Source organism: Marinospirillum sp. (assembly GCF_014859565.1).
This window is the reverse complement of the sequence record NZ_JACUUA010000008.1, coordinates 1-20,162: the sequence shown is the minus strand read 5'-3', so window position 1 is coordinate 20,162 and position 20,162 is coordinate 1. Positions and strand designations below refer to the sequence as shown.

21 protein-coding genes are annotated in these 20,162 nt (G+C 51.2%); 17 read left to right on the top strand and 4 right to left on the bottom strand.

The annotated features are described in order from the left end of the window. Nucleotides 1–5 precede the first annotated feature (5 nt). Genes IBX50_RS02540 through cheD form a run of 3 tightly spaced genes read left to right on the top strand, consistent with a single transcriptional unit; the run spans nucleotide 6 to nucleotide 2,576 of the window. The gene (locus IBX50_RS02540; protein WP_292253060.1) at nucleotides 6–290 is read left to right on the top strand and encodes an STAS domain-containing protein; all 285 of its coding nucleotides are present in this window, start codon (nucleotides 6–8) and stop codon (nucleotides 288–290) included. Continuing rightward, nucleotides 287–1,960 (top strand): SpoIIE family protein phosphatase, encoded by a 1,674-nt coding sequence (locus IBX50_RS02535; protein WP_292253059.1) that lies wholly within the window; start codon nucleotides 287–289, stop codon nucleotides 1,958–1,960. Before IBX50_RS02540 ends, IBX50_RS02535 begins: the two co-directional genes overlap by 4 nt. Before the next feature lie 4 nt (nucleotides 1,961–1,964). Then, on the top strand, nucleotides 1,965–2,576 hold the full coding sequence (cheD, locus tag IBX50_RS02530) for a chemoreceptor glutamine deamidase CheD (protein ID WP_292253058.1): 612 nt from the start codon (nucleotides 1,965–1,967) through the stop codon (nucleotides 2,574–2,576). Between the two features lie 8 nt (nucleotides 2,577–2,584). Here cheD and IBX50_RS02525 read toward each other — a convergent pair whose 3' ends face one another. The 3 genes from IBX50_RS02525 to IBX50_RS02515 form a co-directional block, all read right to left on the bottom strand. Then, on the bottom strand, nucleotides 2,585–4,828 hold the full coding sequence (locus IBX50_RS02525; RefSeq protein WP_292253055.1) for a PP2C family protein-serine/threonine phosphatase: 2,244 nt from the start codon (nucleotides 4,826–4,828) through the stop codon (nucleotides 2,585–2,587). 202 nt (nucleotides 4,829–5,030) lie between these two features. Further along, complete coding sequence (locus IBX50_RS02520; protein WP_292253053.1) at nucleotides 5,031–5,345, bottom strand: SCP2 sterol-binding domain-containing protein; 315 nt, start codon at nucleotides 5,343–5,345, stop codon at nucleotides 5,031–5,033. A 164-nt stretch (nucleotides 5,346–5,509) separates the two neighbouring features. After that, entirely contained in the window at nucleotides 5,510–5,842 is a 333-nt protein-coding gene (locus IBX50_RS02515) for a metalloregulator ArsR/SmtB family transcription factor (RefSeq protein WP_292253051.1), read from the bottom strand. 333 nt (nucleotides 5,843–6,175) lie between these two features. On the opposite strand from IBX50_RS02515, the gene IBX50_RS02510 reads away from it, so the two are divergent. From IBX50_RS02510 to IBX50_RS02450, 13 genes are all read left to right on the top strand, one after another. Then, nucleotides 6,176–8,065, top strand: a complete 1,890-nt coding sequence (locus tag IBX50_RS02510; protein WP_292253049.1) for a propionyl-CoA synthetase — start codon at nucleotides 6,176–6,178, stop codon at nucleotides 8,063–8,065. Between the two features lie 206 nt (nucleotides 8,066–8,271). Continuing rightward, the gene (locus IBX50_RS02505) at nucleotides 8,272–9,048 is read left to right on the top strand and encodes an alpha/beta fold hydrolase (protein WP_292253047.1); all 777 of its coding nucleotides are present in this window, start codon (nucleotides 8,272–8,274) and stop codon (nucleotides 9,046–9,048) included. Between the two features lie 31 nt (nucleotides 9,049–9,079). Beyond that, nucleotides 9,080–9,754: a bifunctional 4-hydroxy-2-oxoglutarate aldolase/2-dehydro-3-deoxy-phosphogluconate aldolase gene (locus IBX50_RS02500; protein ID WP_292253045.1), complete on the top strand. Its 675-nt coding sequence runs from the start codon at nucleotides 9,080–9,082 to the stop codon at nucleotides 9,752–9,754. Next, nucleotides 9,732–10,700, top strand: coding sequence for a hypothetical protein (locus IBX50_RS02495; RefSeq protein ID WP_292253044.1), 969 nt, complete (start codon nucleotides 9,732–9,734; stop codon nucleotides 10,698–10,700). The genes IBX50_RS02500 and IBX50_RS02495 overlap by 23 nt, the downstream gene beginning before the upstream one ends. A gap of 218 nt (nucleotides 10,701–10,918) precedes the next feature. Continuing rightward, nucleotides 10,919–11,260: a hypothetical protein gene (locus IBX50_RS02490; RefSeq protein ID WP_292253042.1), complete on the top strand. Its 342-nt coding sequence runs from the start codon at nucleotides 10,919–10,921 to the stop codon at nucleotides 11,258–11,260. 68 nt (nucleotides 11,261–11,328) lie between these two features. Then, the gene (locus IBX50_RS02485) at nucleotides 11,329–12,228 is read left to right on the top strand and encodes a hypothetical protein (protein ID WP_292253040.1); all 900 of its coding nucleotides are present in this window, start codon (nucleotides 11,329–11,331) and stop codon (nucleotides 12,226–12,228) included. A 75-nt stretch (nucleotides 12,229–12,303) separates the two neighbouring features. Next, the gene (locus tag IBX50_RS02480; protein WP_292253039.1) at nucleotides 12,304–13,863 is read left to right on the top strand and encodes an ATP-binding protein; all 1,560 of its coding nucleotides are present in this window, start codon (nucleotides 12,304–12,306) and stop codon (nucleotides 13,861–13,863) included. A gap of 12 nt (nucleotides 13,864–13,875) precedes the next feature. Beyond that, nucleotides 13,876–14,853 (top strand): iron ABC transporter permease, encoded by a 978-nt coding sequence (locus IBX50_RS02475; RefSeq protein ID WP_292253038.1) that lies wholly within the window; start codon nucleotides 13,876–13,878, stop codon nucleotides 14,851–14,853. Then, a complete protein-coding gene (locus tag IBX50_RS02470) occupies nucleotides 14,850–15,677 on the top strand; it encodes an ABC transporter ATP-binding protein (RefSeq protein ID WP_292253037.1) in 828 nt (275 codons plus the stop codon). The genes IBX50_RS02475 and IBX50_RS02470 overlap by 4 nt, the downstream gene beginning before the upstream one ends. Next, complete coding sequence (cobT, locus tag IBX50_RS02465) at nucleotides 15,652–16,707, top strand: nicotinate-nucleotide--dimethylbenzimidazole phosphoribosyltransferase (RefSeq protein WP_292253035.1); 1,056 nt, start codon at nucleotides 15,652–15,654, stop codon at nucleotides 16,705–16,707. The genes IBX50_RS02470 and cobT overlap by 26 nt, the downstream gene beginning before the upstream one ends. Next, a complete protein-coding gene (locus tag IBX50_RS02460; protein ID WP_292253034.1) occupies nucleotides 16,704–17,495 on the top strand; it encodes an adenosylcobinamide-GDP ribazoletransferase in 792 nt (263 codons plus the stop codon). Before cobT ends, IBX50_RS02460 begins: the two co-directional genes overlap by 4 nt. Then, nucleotides 17,486–18,019 (top strand): histidine phosphatase family protein, encoded by a 534-nt coding sequence (locus tag IBX50_RS02455; protein ID WP_292253032.1) that lies wholly within the window; start codon nucleotides 17,486–17,488, stop codon nucleotides 18,017–18,019. Before IBX50_RS02460 ends, IBX50_RS02455 begins: the two co-directional genes overlap by 10 nt. Before the next feature lie 35 nt (nucleotides 18,020–18,054). After that, nucleotides 18,055–18,441, top strand: coding sequence for a response regulator (locus tag IBX50_RS02450; RefSeq protein ID WP_292253030.1), 387 nt, complete (start codon nucleotides 18,055–18,057; stop codon nucleotides 18,439–18,441). Between the two features lie 152 nt (nucleotides 18,442–18,593). On the opposite strand, the gene xthA is transcribed toward IBX50_RS02450, so the two are convergent. Next, a complete protein-coding gene (gene xthA / locus IBX50_RS02445; protein WP_292253029.1) occupies nucleotides 18,594–19,409 on the bottom strand; it encodes an exodeoxyribonuclease III in 816 nt (271 codons plus the stop codon). Between the two features lie 146 nt (nucleotides 19,410–19,555). Here xthA and dcd point away from each other — a divergent pair, with 146 nt between their 5' ends. Beyond that, on the top strand, nucleotides 19,556–20,122 hold the full coding sequence (dcd, locus tag IBX50_RS02440) for a dCTP deaminase (RefSeq protein WP_292253028.1): 567 nt from the start codon (nucleotides 19,556–19,558) through the stop codon (nucleotides 20,120–20,122). Nucleotides 20,123–20,162: the final 40 nt, after the last annotated feature.

Genomic DNA, 20,162 nt, shown 5'->3' with positions numbered 1-20,162 from the left:
TTATTATGTCTAATGTTTCAACCATTCGCATCCCTGAGCGTTTTGATTTTTCCTGCCACAAAAAATTTAATGAAGACACCGAGATGGCGCTTAAAAATGCACAGGTCAGCCTGATTCAGCTGGACTTTTCTCAGGTTGACTATCTGGATAGTGCTGCGTTGGGTATGGTGGTTTATCTACATAAAAAGTCGGCTTCTGTGAACAAAAAAGTTCAAATCACCAATGCCTCCGGTGTGGCACAGGATATTCTTAACGTTGCCAATATCAACAAAATCATAGAGATCAGATGATGCCAGCCGCGCGTGGGCTGCAAACCTGTCGGCTGCTGCTGGTTACTGATCTTCAGGAGGGCCGTTCACTGGCAGCTGCTCTCAACAGCGATTGGCTGGAGGTTGAGCTGTGTGATGATCCGCTGCAAGTTGATGAACGGCTTGCAGCGCAGCCTTTTGATCTGCTGATTTTTGATCTGGATCTAGTCACTCATCTGGAAGCTGGCTGGTCGCTGCCGGTGATTCTGTTGGGTCAGGAGGTGGATGAAATCACCTTGCAGTTTTTGTTTGATCTGGGGGTGGAGGATTTTCTGCCCAAACCAGTCAGCAGCCTGTCCTTGAGTCTGAAAGTCCGGGCTTTTCTTAAACGGGTGGAATTGAGCCATCTGTTGCAGCAGCAAAATCGCGATCTGGCACAGCATGTGGATGCTGCACGCAGTGAAGCCGAGATGGCTTCCTATATTTTTTACAATAATTTGCTGGATCAGATCACTGACAGTATCCGTGGCTTTAATCGTTATCTTAATTCCAACTCTGATTTTTGTGGTGATTTGACGCTGGCACGTTATTCCCCTTCCGGCAGTATTTTTGTGCTGCATGTGGATGCCATGGGGCATGGTTTGTCAGCAACAGTGACTCTTTTACCGGTGACGGATATTTTTCACAGCATGGTAGCCAAGGGTTATGCGCTGCCGATGATTGTGCGGGAGATGAACCGCAAGCTTAATTTTAAACTCCCTCCGGATCGTTTTGTGGCAGCCTCACTGGTGGAGGTGGATCTGCTGCATGAACAGGTGAATATCTGGAATGGTGGTATGCCACCTATTTACCTGCTGGATGCCACAGGTCAGGTGGTGCGGTCTTTTAAGTCTACCCACATGGCATTGGGTATTCTGGATAATGCCAGTTTTAATTCTGGTGTAACCCGTTTTCCGCTGCCCGATGATGGTGGGATTTTTGGCTGTAGTGATGGCTTGATTGATCAGGTGAACGCGGCTGGTGAAAGTTTTGGAGCTGAGCGACTGGTGCAGTTGTTGCAAGAGAGTTCGCGCCATTCACTGATGAGCAGCCTGACTGCTGCACTGAAGGAGTATTCCGGTCTGCCACATTTTGATGATGATGTGTCACTTTATTACCTGCATTTTGGTGAGTTGAGTGTTTTTCTGAATCAACAGCAAACCAGTGAGTCCGCCCGAAGGCTGAGGGATATTGATCCTTTCCGCTGGGAGCTGATATTAAAAGGACGACAAATTGGAGAGCAGGATGTGGCATCCCAGTGTAATGAGTTGCTGCAGAACATGGGTTTGCCCCAGCCATTTTGTCAGCGGGTGTTCACTGTGATCAGTGAGTTGAGCAATAACGCCATTGATCACGGTATTCTGGGGCTGTCATCCAGCTTAAAAACGGTCACTGACGGTTTTGCAGAATATTACATACAGCGTGAGCAGGGCATGAGAAACCTGACTGCTGATGATGTGTTGAGTATCAGTCTGGCATGGCAGCCCAATGAACAGAATATACCTTGCCTGACCATACAGATTCAGCAGACTGGTACGGGTTTTGATGCGGATCGTGTACTCACCCAGCCAGCATCAGAGCTGTCTGGTCGAGGCTTGCTGCTGGTCAAACGCCTGTCAACTTCACTGGAGTTTCAGGATGGTGGTCGTTTGGCTCTGGTGACTCTGGAGTAGGGATATGAAGTCTATTGAAATTGATAAGCACTTTTCGTTATCCCATTATTATGACCGGCATTTTGATACACCGGCAGTGAAGGTGCTGCCGGGTGAGTATTACGCCACGGATACCGAAGAAATGATTGTTACGGTGCTGGGTTCCTGTGTTTCGGTATGCCTGCGTGATAATTATTCCGGTGTGGGTGGTTTGAATCATTTCTTGCTGCCGCATGATCGCTCCGGGGAATCATCTCTGCTGACGGAGTCCGCTCGTTATGGTACCTATGCCATGGAGCTGCTGGTTAACCATCTGTTAAAACTGGGTGCTCAGCGCCGTCGCCTGGAAGCCAAGGTATTTGGTGGTGGCCAGGTCATCAAGGACTTTACCTTTGCCAATGTGGGTGAGCGCAATGTGCAGTTTGTTTTAAAGCATCTGCATAACGAGGGGATTCCGGTGGTGGCTAAGGATGTGTTAAACACCTATCCGCGCAAGGTGCATTTTTTTCCCAATAGTGGTCGGGTGATGCTGAAAAAGATCAACAGCCTGCATAACAGCACGCTGATTGAGCGGGAAAAGGGTTATCTCAAGCAGGTGGAACACAAGCCGGAAGTGGGCGAGGTGGATCTGTTCTGAGGTTCAACTCAGCCCAGTCGAACTCTTATATGATGACCTTGCTGCAGGCACTCCAGTTGATCAGACAGGGTGATCAGGGCGCGAAGGTTATCCTGTTCGGTCAGTCGACTGACACCTGTAGCATTATCACTGACTTCAATCACCAGGTAGGGTGCAGGTTCCTGCATGATGGCACGCAGGCTTAATTGCAGGTACATATCCTTGTTGAGCTGCTCCAGCGCCTGGCGTTTCATCTGATAATAATCACTCAGGCGATGATTGGTGGTTGGCATTTGCAGCGGATCAACCGGCAGTTTTAACAGGTTCAGATCCAGCATCTTTTGTGTGAGTTCATGGGTGATGGCAAATACCCGGCGGCGTAACTGCATGTCCAGTCCCAGAGTTTGCATAAACTCATGGCAGAGGGTAGGTAGGGCTTGTCGAGTCAGCTGCTCTCCGTAGATTTTCATTTGCCACTCAAAGGGTGAAGTCAGCCCTTTACGCAGGAGCTCCAGAGGTGTTTCCTGATTTGCGTGGCGTTCAAGCTGGGTAAAGTCTATCTGGCACAGTGATGCATCATCGTCAGGATCAGGCTGTCCGGCGTGAGACTCCACACGACGAATCAGCTCCGGTATACACTCTTGTGCTGTCAATTCAGATAAATACCTCAGCACTTGCTCCATACCAAACAGGTGTCCTTTGCTGTCGGTCTGTTCCAGCAGGCCATCACTGCAGCTTAGCAGGTAACCAGATTCCGGTAGTGGGTGACGTTCCGGTGTGCCATCAAACAGAGCTTCATCCAGAATACCCAGTGCCATGTTTCTGGAGCGGGATTCATGGGTGACTTTACCCTTATTATTGATCCAGAGTGCCGGTGGCATGGCGCCATTCCAGATACTGATTTCGCCGCGGATCGGATCAACTTCGATCAGGATGGCGGCAACAAAACGGTCATCCGGCAGGTCTTTTAACAGGCGTTTATTCATCTCACTGAGAATAAAAGGCAGCTGATGCCCTTTTTGTACCATGGCTTCAAATACTGTGATCACAGGCATGATAGTGATGGTGGCAGACAGACCATGCCCGGTGGCATCAGCCAGCAGTATAAAGATGCTGCCGGAGGGTGAACGCTTGATCAGTACAATGTCACCACTAAAACGGTTGGAGGAGCGTATCTGATGATTAATACCGGGCAGCCGATCGGCATTTTTTACCAGCATGTGCCCATAAAGAATATCAGCGGCCATGGCGTTTTCCTGATCCGACTGGCTGATGGCCTGCACCAGCTGCTGGGTGTAACCGCTGATGGCACGAGAGGCGCCCAGCAGGTTCAGTAATACGATCAGGATGCTGTCCATGCACGGTCGTAGATTGGGGTCATCCATCACCGTTGAATGAATGAACAACCCCAGAATGCCGCCGACCTGGGGCTTTTGCAGCAGTAACTGCGCCAGGTGTTGATCATCCGGTTGAATGTCGGTCACCGAGCTGCCGGGTAGCAGGTAGTGGCACAGCCGGGGTGGTAGATTCTCCATGGCTTTGGACTGATGCAGCTTCAGATGTTTATCCAGCAAATCCATGGCCTTTTTTTCGGTCTGCTGATCCGGCTCTTTCAGCCAGAAGGTGTTTAATTCCACTTGCTGCTCTTCTGCAAAAACCACGGTGACATAATCAAAAGGCAGCACCTGGCTGATATCAGCAAACACTTCCCTCACATAGGCATTCCAGTCGTGCATCTCGGAGTTATTGATGATCAGCTTGCTCAAAAGGTCGGCCTTGACCTCCAGCGCACTTTTATCCACCAGTACTGCTTCCAGTTGTCTGGCCAGGCTGTTAACACTGGCAAAAGCCTGGTTCAGTTCGTTAAAAACAAAGTTCAGTTCACCTGGATTAAAGCGTTTTAAGTCACTGCTGGACTGAATATGGCGGATCTGGTTATTGAACATCTCCAGCGACTGGTTAATGCGACGGATGGCGAAGTGGGAAAAAACCACTGCTGCCAGCAGAAAAAAACAGGAAAAAAAGATAAAAGTAAGGATGTAGGTAATCCGTACTTCACTGGTGACGCTGGGTAAATCCAGCTGTATTGCTGGCTCGGGTTGTTGTTCGGCCAGTTGTTCAGCAAGATGCTGAGTCTGATCCGCCATCAGGTTCTCATACAGCAGGGATGAAATGCCGGAAACACCAATAAAAACAATCAGGGAGCTGAAAAACACCGCCAGAAATATGAAGCTGCGCAGAGAACGCAGTTTTTGGGTGAGGTAGCGGATCAACAGAAGCCCCTGTTTCAATGCGTTAACAAGTGTAAGTACTCCGTCATTATCCTTTGGAATAATGCACTTGTCCAATTCCATGCAGAAGGTCAGCTTGCTCTGTGTTAATTTTTTACAGAAAAAGGGCAGCCTAGAGGGGCTGCCGAAGAGGGAACAAAAACAACTGGAATGCTAGATCGTGGTGCAGTAGCTGAACCCGAACTTAAACCGGGAACAGTGCGGTTAGCTTGGTGGCCAGCATCATGTCACCTTCTGCACGTAGCTTACCGGACATAAAAGCCTGCATGCCGTCTTCTTCACCGGTCAGCACACCTTTTAAGGTTTCTTTGTTCATCACCAGAGTCACGGAAGGATCATCGTGATCACCCTGGGCAATTTCACACTGACCGTCCTTGATGGCAACATAGTAGTTGTCACTGTCTTCGATGCTGAACTGAAAAACATCGTCCATGCCTGCAGCGGCATCAGCATTGAACCTGTCCTTCAAGCCTTCGATAATTGCGTTAATATCAGCCATGGCGTTGTCCTCTTGTTTTGCATTGGATGACTGAAGCTTATTTCAAACGTATGTTTTAATCAAGTCCCCTAGCTGAAAAACTGGCCGGTCAAACCAGCCGGGCACTGGAAAAGCGTTTGCTGGCCTGATGGCCAAGGTTGCAAACCAGTTTTACCCGGCGCTGATCAGGTCGCGCAGTACATGCTGTGCAGGGTGCGAATGACGTTTTTGGCTTCTTCACCATTCAGCGAATAAAAGATGGTTTGTGACTCGCGACGGGTTTTCACCAGATTATCCCGCCGTAACACGGAAAGATGCTGAGAGAGAGCAGACTGACTTAAATCCAGGTGGCTGTTCAGCTCACTGACCGATAACTCCTGCCCATCCAGGTAACAGAGAATCATTAGGCGGTTTTCATTGGCCAGTGCTTTTAACAGATTGGTGGCCTGCTTGGCATTCTTGCGTAGATCTTCAATCAAAAGCTGATCTGTTGAGGTTTGCTCGGGTGCTGTTGCCATGATAGTGAAGTATCCAAGTTTTTTATCATTCTGCGTATATTACCTTTTTTTATGCGCTTGTTGGCACCTCCCGATTTTTTTGCTCTCCCCCTCATTGCAGTGGTCAGCGTGTTGATTCAGGGTAAATTGTCAGCAATCCGTAGCTTTGATTCTTTATTGCGTTGCTATGCGGAGCTGCTGCTGCATTAGGTTTTGCAGTCTTTGCGCCTTTTGTATTAGTTTCAAGATGCCCATCTTGCTTTAGAGTTGGCACTGAGAATTTGCAAAAGTGTCGACACTCGTAACAAAAATCAAGTGAAGACCGGACAATAAGACCCACAGAGGCGTGCTGCGATGACCTATAAAGCTGAATTTGAGCGTTCCATCAACCAGCCGGAAGATTTCTGGCGTGAGCAGGCGGAACAACTGCCCTGGTATAAAAAACCAACCCAGATTCTGGGTAAGGATGAGCAGGGCGCCTGGCGTTGGTTTGTGGATGGTGAGTTAAACACCAGTTACTGTGCACTGGACTACCACGTTGAAAATGGTCGTGCTGACCAGACTGCGGTGATTTTTGACTCACCCGTGACCAACACCAAATCAAAGCTGACTTATCGTCAGATGCGGGATCAGGTGGCAAAATTTGCCGGTGGTCTGCGCAAGCTGGGTGTGGAGAAGGGTGATCGTGTGGTTATTTATATGCCCATGGTGCCGGAAGCTCTGATTGCCATGTATGCCTGTGCCCGTCTGGGTGCTGTACATTCCGTGGTGTTTGGTGGTTTTGCCCCGCACGAACTGGCGGTGCGTATTGATGATGCCACACCCAAGGTGATTGTATCGGCTTCTTGCGGTATCGAAGTCAGCAAGGTGATTGCATACAAAGGCCTGCTGGATGATGCCATCAGCCAGGCCAGTCACAAACCGTCCCATTGTGTGATCCTGCAGCGCCCACAGCAGATCTGTGAGCTGATTGCTGGTCGTGATGTGGAGTGGGAAAGCCTGATGAAAGATGCCGAACCGGCTGATCCGGTACCGGTTAAGGCCACTGACCCGCTGTATATCCTTTATACCTCCGGCACCACTGGTAAACCCAAGGGTGTAGTGCGGGATAACGGTGGTCATGCTGTGGCACTCAAATACAGCATGAAAACTGTTTATGGCGTGGATCCCGGTGAAGTCTTCATGGCCGCCTCCGATGTAGGCTGGGTTGTGGGTCACTCTTACATCGTTTATGCCCCGCTGCTGGCCGGTTGTACCACCATTGTTTATGAAGGCAAGCCGGTGAAAACCCCGGATGCCGGTGCTTTCTGGCGTTTAATTGATGAATACAAAATCAAGGCGTTCTTCACAGCTCCGACGGCTTTCCGTGCCGTCAAAAAAGAAGATCCAGAAGGAAAACTGCTGGCACACTACGATATCAGCAGCATGAAAACCCTGTTTCTGGCCGGTGAGCGCTTAGATCCACCCACCTATCACTGGTTGAACGAAATGTTGCCGGTACCGGTGATTGACCATTGGTGGCAAACCGAAACCGGCTGGGCCATTGCCGGCAATATGATGGGTCTGGATCCAGCACAACCCAAGGCTGGCTCTGCTACCTTCCCTACCCCCGGTTTTGATGTGCAGATTCTGGACAGCCACGGTAACCAGGCACCAGCGGAAGAAGAAGGCAGTGTTTGCATCAAGTTGCCGATGCCACCCGGATGTCTGACCACTGTCTGGGGTGACCACAAGCGTTATGACAGCTCCTACATGGCGGCTTATCCCGGTTATTACCTGACCGGTGATGGTGGCAAGTTTGATGAAGAGGGTTACCTGTTCATCATGGGTCGTACTGATGACGTGATCAACGTGGCCGGGCACCGTCTGTCCACTGGTGAGATGGAAGAAATTGTGGCCTCTCACCCCAGTGTGGCCGAATGTGCCGTTATTGGTGTGGCAGATGAGTTAAAAGGCCAGTTGCCTGTTGGTCTGGTCATCACCAAAGATGGCTGGACGGGTGATGCGGCAACACTGGAAGCTGAACTGGCTGCGATGGTTCGCAAAGAAATTGGTGCGATTGCCTGCTACCGCCAGACTCTGGTCGTGGATCGCCTGCCCAAAACCCGCTCCGGTAAAATCCTGCGTAAAATCCTGCGCAGCATTGCGGATGGCAAAGAGTATCAAGTGCCATCCACCATTGATGATCCAGCCAGCCTGGTTGAGATTGAACAGGCCATGAAAGGGCAGGGTCTGGTCAGTTAAGGTTAGATATTATCTCGGTACAGTAGGACAAGGCCCTTGCAGTCCAGCTGCAGGGGCTTTTTACAACATCGCCTGTTAAAAGTGGGCGGTCGCTGGAATCACGAGCAAATCTGATGCTTTGGTGGTGAAAACCGCTTTTTCATTAGCCTTTGCCCCTAGGTTGTTGGCATAATCCCTGAAAGTTTTTCCGATTTGAGGAGTCTTTCATGAGTATTCTTGCACATCAGCGCAATGGGCAGGGGCAGCCTCTGGTGGTGATGCACGGTTTGTTTGGCAGTGCGGATAACTGGCGGGGACTGGCACGCCGCTGGAGTGATGATTTTTCGGTGTGGAGCCTGGATCTGCGTAATCACGGTCGCAGTTTCCACTGTGAAGGCATGAACTACACCGCTCAGGCTGAAGACCTGCTCTACTGGATGGACAGCGAAGACCTGGATAAGGTCAGTCTGCTTGGACATTCCATGGGTGGCAAACTGGCGATGGAATTTGCCCTGCGTTATCCCTCCCGTGTAGAAAAACTCATTGTTGCTGATATTGCTCCAGTAGGTTATGAGCATACCCACTCAGCGATTATTCAGGGGCTTAGAACCCTGAAGGCCAAAGAGCCCTGGCATGAGCGCCGCGAGGCTGATCATCAACTGGCCGAGTTTGTGGATGATGTGCAGACCCGCCTGTTTCTGCTGACCAATCTGGTGCGAACTGAAACAGGTTTGTGCCTGCGTGTGGCCATTGAAGAAATTGCCCGTGACTATCAGGCCATTATTGATGCACCACCAGCCATGGCTGAAAACCGGGTTTTTGAAGGTGCTACACTGGCTATTAAGGGCAGTCGTTCGGATTACGTTCAGGACTTTATGCTGCCGGAATTCAAACGGGCTTTCCCACAACTGCAACTGCAAAGCCTGGATGCCGGACACTGGTTACATGCCGAGCAGGCAGAAGGTTTTTACCAGCAGGTCAGTCAGTTCATGAAGCTGGACTGAATCCATCACCCCTCTGTATAAGGAGTTCGCCATGTCTCATGTCTCCCCTTTTGACTGGGCATCACTGCTGGCAGAACAACCCTTGATTCCGGTCTGGGCTTCGGTTGTCCCCGATGCAGCAGAACAACTTGCCAATATTCTGCTGCAAGCTGGTTATGGTGTGCTGGAAGTCACCTTGAGAGAAGAGGGTGCCTGGTCGGTGCTCGAACGCCTCAGGTCTTCTGATCTGGCTTTGGTAGCGGGGAGTGTGCGCCACCCGGATCAGTTAAAACGCTTACAAGAAATTGGTATCACCCTGGCAGTGACTCCCGGCTGGTGCCCTGCTTTGTGTGAGCAGGCAAAAGCCATGGGGATACGTTTATTGCCGGGGGTAGCAACACCGGGTGAGGCCATGCAGGCCAGCCTGATGGGTTATCGGCAGGTCAAGCTCTTCCCTGCGATGGCTTTAGGTGGACCCTCCTGGCTGCGAGCCATACGAGCACCCTTGCCAGAGCTGGACTTTGTGCCAACTGGTGGTATTGATGAATCCAGTATGGCGCAGTGGTTTGCCTTGCCCGGTGTGGTGGCGCTGGGTGGCAGCTGGATGTTGCCCAAAGAGTTGGTGCTGCGTAAAGACTGGAGTATTCTGGAGCATCTGGCGAGTCGATCGCTGACAGCTGCCAGAGAGTTACGTCAGCAGCGGGATGCGGATACAACAGGGAAATAACGAGGATGTCGGTTTGATTTACGCTAAAGACAATGCTGATTTTAAAGCAAGAAGGCTCAGAGCCGTCAAGGATGACCTCAACAGCGGAGCTTCCGTGCTGGCACATAAAGCCCTGGAAGACATCATAGATTACGCTGAATGTTGTGTGGTTGAAGATACTGCCGGATTGCTGGTGGAGCTGCAGGATCTGGTGCAGCAGCTGAGTCAGGCGCGACCCAGCCGGGTGGTGGTGGCTAACCTGCTGAACTACTGGCAAAACACTCTGCCCGAACTACCGGAGCAGCTGGATCGTGCCAGAGGGTGTGCTGCAGCCCATGCCGAAGAGATCATCGAAGAGCTGCAGCAAGCTCAGTCAGAAGCCATCCAGGCCTGTCTGCAAGAGTTGTCATCGGGTATGACCATCATGACCCACAGTGTCAGCTCCAATGTGGTGGCTTTGTTTAATGCCTGTTTTCAGACTGGTATTAAAATTCAGGCAATCATCACCGAATCCAGACCCGGTATGGAAGGCCGTAAATTGGCAAGATTGCTGAACAAACTCAGTATACCCACCCAGTTCATCACCGAAGCTCAGATGGCACAGTTTGTAGTGCAAGCTGACAAGGTGATTGTGGGTGCAGACAGTCTGCTGCGGGATGGCTCACTAATCAGCAAAAGTGGTAGTCATCTGCTGGCGCTGGCAGCAAAAGATTCAGGGATTCCTTTCTGGGTGCTAGCCGAGAGCTTTAAACACTCACTGGTGTTGCCGCAAGATGTCAGTCTGGAAGAAATGCCGGATGAAGAACTGCAACTGGAATCCATGTCCATGGTGCAGGTGCGCAATGTCTATTTTGATCTGGTGCCTGCACGCCTGATCACTGCCTGGGTGGATGAGCAGGGTGTGCGGGTCACCTTCCGTTCACTGGCCGAAGCCCCCCGCAACCTGCTGCTGACTAACAAAAACTGATTTGCTTATCTTCAAATTGATGTTTTTTCTGGCGATTGACGCGTGGGTCTTTAATGCTGGAAAAGTGTTTAAAAATAGAGGTTTTGGTGGTGTTTTCTGATAGGGGGATAGACACGAGGGAGCACCGGAAGAGTTGAGGTGCCTTTTTACTACAGTAAAGCAACGTATTTTGCAAGCAGAATTAAGCCCAATTGCCCTGCATCGACAGATGTCTAGTATTGCTGGTCACACTGAATGCTGATAAATTGATTTGTATGAATAACAGTTCATCGAAATCTCGCAAGTACCATTGGCTTGAGAATTTCGACTCGATTGCATTGCAGCAAGCCTGCATCAATCTTGATAAGGCGTTCAACAACTTCCTTGATCCCAAGCAGCCTGCTCGTTACCAAAAATTCAAAAGAAAGCACGGCAAGCAGTCTATTGACCACTGTACGAGCGTAAGTGCAGGTGAAAACTGGATCAAAATCCCAAAGATGGAACCGATCAAAGCGCGCATCAGCGCCTCGCCAACCTCCATCACCTTACCTATCAGGACGATCCCATGCCACACCATTTAAAGAAGTTCAGCACCTATCAAAAAAACGCGATTAAGGATTTAACCCGGCTGCTGGGTGATCGGCCTTTTTTGTATGAAAAAACGGGCAGTAATCATTTACAGGTCAAGATACAGGGCGTTGAGCGAGTTTTTCATACTGGTTCGACACCCTCCGATTATAAAAGTCTGTTGAATTTTATCGGTGATGTGAAAGCCGAGCTGCACAGGCTTGAGCAGCAGGAGTTGGAGACCAGAACTGCGACTGACGTGATAGAAAGTCCACCGAGCACCTTGCAGCCAGGGCAAGAACCCGGCCAGGAGGTGCAGATTCAGCGGATGGCACAAACGATTATTAAATCGATTCGAATGAACTTTGATCGCATTAAAGACAGGGAGTACAACATGTTTTTTGAGCAAGAAACGCCCGATGCCGCCCAGATTGCACAGTTTCGCGCTGATTTTGTTGAAAGTGAGTTCGCTAAAGCGATGAAAAACAAAAAGGACACGGACTACTTTACCAAGGCGGCAATAAAAAAAGGCAAGGACCAGGTGATGGAGCACTTGGATTTTATGTTGCCGACGCCGGCCTATTATCACGAACAGCTTAAACAGCACATCAGCAAGCAGCGGCCCAACCAGGATTCAGAGCAAGCAACTCCTGAGCCAAGACTTCCAGCACAAGCGGTGATAGAGCAAGCGGTGATAGAGCAAGCCAACGCAGCAGTAGAAAACAAAAAAGCAGCCAGCCTGGACGAGGAGGCAGTCGGTTCGGTTTCGTCCCCTTTTGTGCTGGCCGATTTAATGAAAGAAAAAGGCCCCAAGCGTATTCGCCTACTCAAAACGCTGCCAAAGAATCATCTAGCATTACTGATCGAGGATTCAAAAGTCGCTTTGGAGCAAAAGCACCAGGAAGACATCCAGCAGCTAATTCAGCTCATGCAGGAGAAAGGGATCGAGCTGACCGAGCTGCAACAGGCAGTTCAGAGTTAACACGGCCATTGCTGGCGATGTTGAGCCTGATGGCTCAAAATGAAAGGCGGCATGGATCACTCTGCGAGGCACAGTATGGCAACTCAGCAAAAACTTCGACAAAAACTTCCCATCGGGATTCAGACCTTCCGTGAAATGCGCGAAGGAGGGTATTACTATGTCGATAAAACCGCCATTGCCTGCCAGCTGGCACAGGAAGGCAAATACTATTTTCTCTCCCGCCCGCGCCGTTTTGGTAAAAGCCTGTTTCTGGATACTTTAAAAGAGCTCTTTGAAGGTAACGAGCCACTCTTTAAGGGATTGGCCGCAGAGGAAGAATGGGATTGGTCAAAAAAACATCCAGTCATACGCATCAGCTTTGCTGAGGGGGTGCTTCACTCTGTTGCAGCACTGCAAAATCGTATTCTGGAGATTCTGGATGATGAGGCAAAAACTAACAGATTGAGCTACAAAACCGACTCGATTGTTGGACGTTTCATCGAATTAATCCGCCAATGCCACCAGCAGACTGGACAAAAAGTCGTCATCCTGATTGACGAGTACGATAAACCTATACTGGACAATCTGACCCACTCCGATCAAGCCAGAGCGATCCGAGATGAGCTGCGTAACTTTTACTCGGTCATTAAAGGACAAGATGCACTGCTGCGTTTTGTCTTTCTCACCGGCGTATCCAAATTCAGCAAAGTCAGCTTGTTTTCTGGTTTGAACAACCTGAACGACATCACCCTGGATGCCCGTTATTCCGCCATCTGCGGTTACACCGATGCCGATTTAGATCAAGTGTTTGCACCCGAACTTGAAGGGCTGGATCGGAATCAGGTGCGAGAGTGGTACAACGGCTATAACTGGCTGGGTGAGTCGGTTTATAATCCCTTTGACTTGCTGCTGCTGTTCCAGAAGCGCGAGTTCCGTGCCTTCTGGTTTGAAACCGGCACTCCTACCTTTCTGATCGACCTGTTACAGAAACGCCAAACCTTCACCCCAGAACTGTCTCAGCTGGTCACCATGGAAACCCTGATCTCGCGCTTTGATGTGGACGACATGCCCACCGAAGCGCTGATGTTTCAGACCGGCTACCTCACCATTGGCGAAAGCTTTCGTATGGGTGCACTGACTGAATACACCCTGAAATACCCCAACAAGGAAGTACAAGCCAGCTTGAATGGTGTTTTGTTAGAGATGCTGATGGGCAATCCATCACTGCCGCACCAGTTTACTGGCAAGCTGTACCGGCTGTTGACCAAAGGTGATGTGGCCGGTTTGCAACCGCTGCTTAAATCGCTGTTTGCCAGCATTCCTTACGACTGGCAACGCAGCAACCCCATTGCTAACTATGAAGGCTACTATGCCAGCGTGTTTTACAGCTTTTTTGCAGCGCTGGGGTTGGATATTCGCCTGGAAGACATTACCAACAAAGGCCGCATTGATATGACGGTGCAGTTTGCTGGGCGAGTATTTTTGTTTGAATTTAAAGTGGTGGAGCAGGTTCCAGAAGGCAAGGCCTTACAGCAGTTGATCGACAAGGGTTATGCAGATAAATACCGCGCATCAGGCCAGCCTATTCATTTGATTGGGTTGGAGTTTTCCAAAGAACAGCGGCAGATAGTGCAGTTTGATGTCGAATCAGAATAACAAGTGGCAGCAATGATCAGCCAAAGACTGCCTCACCTGCTGTTACTGCTGGTCTTCTCACTGGTATCCCTGCTGCTGGGTTTGATGCTGGGCAGTGTGCAGGTCGCTCCAACAGAAATCTGGGGGGTGCTGTCAGGGCAAGGCTCACCCCTGCACCAGATGCTGATTCTAGAGTTACGCTTGCCGCGTGTGCTGGCGGCTTTTGCTACTGGAGGTCTGCTGGCCGTGGCTGGTGCCTTAATGCAGGTATTGCTGCGTAATCCGCTGGCAGACCCTTATGTGCTGGGTTTGTCCGGTGGTGCGGCAGTGGCGGCTTTACTCACCATGCTGGCGGGACTCAGCCTGTTATGGGTATCCAGCGCCGCTTTTGTTGGCGCACTGTTTTCCACCCTGCTGGTGTTTGGTCTGGCGCACGGTAGCGGCAGCTGGACACCCACTCGCCTGCTTTTAACTGGTGTGGTGATCGCAGCAGGCTGGGGTGCCATGATCAGTTTTTTACTGGCCGTCAGCCCCGCCCATGAGTTACCGGGAATGCTTTACTGGTTAATGGGTGATATGTCTCACGCCCGCAGCCCATTATTACCCTGGCTGGCACTGGTGTTGATTCTGATGCTGCTGTTGCCCCTGGGACGCACCCTGAATGTGCTGGCTCGGGGTAGTTTGCAGGCCGCTGCACTGGGTGTTTCGGTACAGCGCATGGAATGGCTGATTTACGGACTGGCCTCATTACTCACCGCCATTGCAGTCACGGTGGCCGGCAGTATCGGATTTGTTGGCTTGATTGTGCCGCACCTGATGCGGATGATCTTCGGTTTTGATCAACGCATCCTGCTGCCTGCCAGTGCGCTGGCTGGTGGTTGCCTGCTGGTATTGGCAGATACTCTGGCACGGATCATCATCGCCCCCCAGCAACTACCCGTGGGTGTGATCACCGCTCTGCTGGGTGTGCCGGTTTTTCTGCTGCTGCTCTACCGGAATAAAAGCGCATGACTGCTGCTCTGCTCAACCCTCAATTGCTCAGCACCGAACAACTGGTAATCAACATTCCCGGTCGTAAGGATGGCTGGCCACTGGACTGGTCGATTCAAAGTGGAGAATGCTGGGGGATTCTTGGTCCCAACGGGGCTGGCAAAACCACCTTGTTATTAACTCTGGCCGGATTAAAACTGCCTCGCAGCGGGCAGATTTATCTGCAAAATCAGCCTTTAAAAAGCCACACCGCACAAGAGCGGGCAAAAGTACTGGGGGTGCTGTTCCAGCAGCAGCAGGATGAGTTTCCTGCCACCGTACAAGAAACCGTCCTGATGGGTCGACACCCGCACCTGCAGCTCTGGCAGAACGAACGTCCGGCTGACCTTGAACTGGCTCGCCAGGCATTACAACGCATGGGGTTGCTGGAGCTGGAAAACCGCAATATCCAGACTCTGTCCGGTGGTGAGCGTCAGCGTCTGGCACTGGCTACACTTTTAACCCAGAACCCAAGACTGCTGCTGCTGGATGAACCCACCAACCATCTTGATCTGCATCATCAGATGAGTGTACTGGAGTTGATCCATAACGAAGTCCAGCAGGGTAAAAGTGCCATCATGGCGCTGCATGATCTAAACCTGGCCGCCCGTTTTTGCAGCCATATTTTTCTGCTTTACCCAGACGGCCAAGCCTGCTGGGGAGAAAAAAACACCATGCTGGTGCGCCCAGCACTGGAAAAACTCTACCAGCAACCTCTGATCACCACAGAAGTGGACGGTCAAACCCTGTTTTTTCCCCACTCAACAATCGGACAACACCATGTTTACAGCTCGCCATCGACTTGAATTGCCCAGCCTGCCGCAATGCCACAACCCAGCTCTGCAGCAACAGCTGCAGGACTGCATCGACCAGAAAACCAAACCGGCTGGTTCACTGGGTCAGCTGGAATCCCTGGCACTGCAACTCGGCTTGATCCTCAACACCACTACACCACACATCATCAAACCCCAGATTCGGGTATTTGCCGCTGATCATGGCCTCACAGCAGAAGGCATTTCAGCTTTTCCCAAAGAAGTGACCCGCCAGATGGTGCTGAATTTTCTTTCTGGTGGTGCCGCTATTAATGTGTTTGCACGTCAGCATGGGCTGGATTTGAAAGTGGTGGATGCCGGTGTCGATGGAGACCTTGAACCTCACCCACAACTGCTGGCGTTAAAAGTGATGCGTGGCACCCGCAACAGCCTGCACACTGCCGCGATGAATGCCGAAGAATGCTTGCAAGCGGTAATCTGTGGCATGGCACTGGTGCGAGAAGCACCGGGTAACCTGCTGATTGTGGGTGAAATGGGCATTGGCAACACCTCCGCAGCCAGCCTGCTGCTCAGCAAACTCGGCAAACTGCCGTTGGATCAGTGTATCGGGCGTGGTACCGGCTTGGATGATGCCGGGCTGGAGCATAAACATCTGGTGCTCAGCCAGGTGCTGCACAAACACCGCCAGCTCAAAAACCCGCTGGAAATTCTGGCAACACTGGGCGGACTGGAAATTGCCATGATGACCGGTGCACTGCTGCAAGCCGCCAGTGAACGGCGCATCCTGCTGATGGATGGTTTTATTGCCTGCAGTGCCCTGCTGGTTGCTGAACACCTGCAACCGGGCGTAAAAAACTTTGCTGTATTCAGCCACAACTCGGTCGAGCCGGGGCATCAGCAGCTGTTAAAACTGCTGGGTGCACGTCCGTTGCTGGATTTAAACCTGCGTCTGGGTGAAGGCACTGGGGCTGCGCTGGCCTACCCGTTGCTGGAATCAGCGCTGGCTTTTCTGAACGAAATGGCTAGTTTTGCAGATGCCGGAGTCAGCGGACAAAACGCATGAAAATCTTGCAGCTTCTCGGCCATGAACTGCGTTTGTTGCTGGTGGCAACCCAGTTTCTGACCCGCCTGCCCGTGCCAGTCCTGTCGCACTATCAACCAGAATGGCTGCAACAGAGTGCCCGTTATTTTCCGCTAGTCGGGTTAGTGGTGGGCGGCCTGACAGCCGGCGTTTTTGCGCTGCTGTTCTGGCTGTTTAATCCTTGGGTCGCCGCCATCGGCAGCACCGCTTTCAGCATTCGCCTGACCGGAGCATTCCACGAAGATGGACTGGCCGATACCTGTGATGGCCTGGGTGGTGGTTTCACCCGCGAACGCTCGCTGGAAATCATGAAGGATTCCCGCTTGGGCACCTATGGCACCCTCGGACTGCTGCTGGCTCTGGCGTTAAAAATTGCATTACTGGCTAGCCTGCCACTGCTGTGGGCGTTGATTGCTCTACTGCTGGCACATGGATTTTCACGTTTTTTAAGCATCATTTTGCTGAATTTTATGGTTTATGGCGGGGAAGTTGAACACGCCAAAGCCAAACCCCTGGCGCAGCAACTTGGTGGTCAACAGGCCACTTTTGCCCTGTTCACGCTGTTGCCCGTTCTCTTGTTGGGATTCTGGCTGCTGCAATGGCCAGTGTATTTCTGGTTATTGCCGTTTGGGCTGATGCTACTGGCTTGTTACTACATGGCTCGGTTGCTGCACCAAAAACTCGGCGGTTTTACCGGTGATGGCTTAGGGGCCACCCAACAGCTCACTGAACTGGCATTTTATACGGGAGCGGCTGCTTTATGGCTCTGACAATCTGGCGACATCCCAAACCCATCAATGCACTGGGTATCTGCCTTGGACATACCGATCTGCCGGTTGATCCACGCCGTATTCGCAGATTGGCAGATCGCATTCAACGTACTGCAAAAGCACAGCAATTACCGCGTGTCATTCATGTCAGTCCATTACAACGCTCACGCCGGGTCGGTGAAACTCTGGCAAAACAAGGCTGGACACTGCATGTTGATCCAGAGTTAATCGAGTTCAACTTCGGACACTGGGACGGTCTGCCCTGGGATAAAATTGACCGGGCAGAAATGGATCACTGGTGTAACCACTTTGCCGACTTTGCACCCGGTGGCGGAGAAAACCTGCAACAGCTGTTTGCACGGGTCAAAAACTGGCTAAACACTCATTCAGGGCAGCCTCGGCTGGTGGTGGGTCATGCTGGCTGGATCACCGCTGCACGGATGATCCATGAAGGCAAGCCCCTTCCCAACTCACCGTCCGACTGGTCTTTAAGCGTCAGTTATGGTAAAAATACAGCATTCTGACCTTCGCACCAAGACCCGTCTCCTGAGGCAACACCATGTCAAACACCAAGCCACTTCGCGTCCTGATTGTTGATGATGAACCCATGATGCGCGAACTGCTTAAGGAGCTGCTGACTGATGTGGGTTATGAAGTGGTGGCACAGGCAAAAAATGGCCAGGAAGCCATCGACAAAACCAACCTCTACAAGCCTGACGTGGTGTGTCTGGATATCACCATGCCAGAAGTCAGCGGACTCGATGCCTTGGCTAGCATCAAAACCATCAGCAAAGACATCATTGTTATTATGGTCACCGCCAACAGCGACACCAGCACGGTACAACAGGCAGTACGCACCGGTGCAGATGGCTACATCCTCAAACCCTTCAAAAGCCAACACATCGTCACTGCCATCAACAAAGCACTCGCCAAGCGGCAGGGTTAAGTAGCCTTATAGCGGCTCCCCCCGCCTGTAGAAAGGCTAGGAAACTTACATTTTGGTCATAACGCGATTACGCCCCTGGTTCTTGGCCTCGTTAATGCCGCCAGGCATCCAGCTGTTGCCAGCAGGATACCCAGTCCGGGGCAGATTTAGCATTAGAACTGGAAACGGCTCCACACCGGGGCATGATCCGAAGGTTTATCCATACCACGAATGTCATAGTCGATGCCGGTATCCACACACAAGGGTGCCAGCGCCTTGCTGGCTAGCAGCAGGTCAATGCGCAGCCCGCGTTTGGGCTGGTCTTCAAAGCCCTTGCTGCGGTAATCAAACCAGCTGTAAAACTCGGTGCTTTCGGGGTTTTGCTGGCGGTAGTTGTCGATCAGTCCCCAGTCTAGCAGGCGCTGCATCCACTCGCGTTCTTCCGGCTGGAAGCTGGTTTTGCCGGTTTTTAACCAGCGTACACGGTTGGCTTCACCAATGCCGATATCTAGATCGGTGGTGGAGATGTTGAAGTCACCCACCACCAGTACCCGCTGATCCGGGCTGTAGCTGGTTTCCAGCAGTTGTTGCAGGTCGGCATAAAAGCGGCGTTTGGCCGGGAATTTTATTTCGTGTTTGATGCTTTCACCCTGCGGAAAATAACCGTTGATCAGAATTAACGGCTGACCATCAGAGCAGGTGTGTTCAGTCAGGATCAGACGGCGCTGGGTGGTTTCATCATCGGTGAGAAAACCCTTCTGCACCTTTGTTGGTGCTACTTTGGATAGGGTAGCAACACCGTAGTGGGTTTTCTGGCCGTGAAAATCGACGTGATAACCCAGGGATTCCACAGCCTCCAGTGGAAAGTCCGGGTCGTTAACCTTGGTTTCCTGCAGTGCAATCACATCGGGCTGGTGTTTGTTGATCAGTGCTTCGAGCTGGTGCAGGCGGGCCCGTAGGCTGTTAATGTTGAAACTGACGATTTTCATCGTTGGACAGGTCTCTGTTGAATGAATCACAAGCCACTGCGGCCATCGGAGCAGAAGATTTTAACACCTTTGATCTGTTAAACTAGGCCGGTTTTGTGAGCTGAGTTCTGAACCCTGATTTTTGACCTGAATTCTGAGGACGCTGCATGAGCATCAAATCGGATCACTGGATACGCCGCCTGTCGCAGGAAAAAGCAATGATTGAGCCTTTTGAGGCCGGTCAGGTGCGTGAAGCGGATGGCCACAAGATCATTTCTTACGGTACATCCAGTTATGGTTACGATGTACGTTGTTCGGATGAATTCAAGATCTTCACCAACATCAACTCCAGCATTGTTGATCCAAAAAACTTTGATGATAAAAGTTTTGTAGAAGTGAAGGGCAACCGCTGCATTATTCCGCCTAACTCCTTTGCGCTGGCGCGTACTGTAGAGTATTTCCGTATTCCGCGTGATGTGCTGGTGGTGTGTCTGGGCAAAAGCACCTACGCCCGTTGTGGCATCATTGTGAACGTCACGCCACTGGAACCTGAATGGGAAGGGCACGTCACCCTGGAGTTTTCCAACACCACACCCCTACCTGCGGTGATTTATGCCAACGAAGGCGTGGCGCAGATGCTGTTTTTTGGTGGTGATGAAGTGTGTGATGTGTCCTATAGGGATCGGGGTGGTAAATACCAAGGGCAGCGGGGAGTGACCTTGCCACGTACCTGATTAGTTTAGCAAAATCCGCGTAAACCCTCGCCCAATCGGG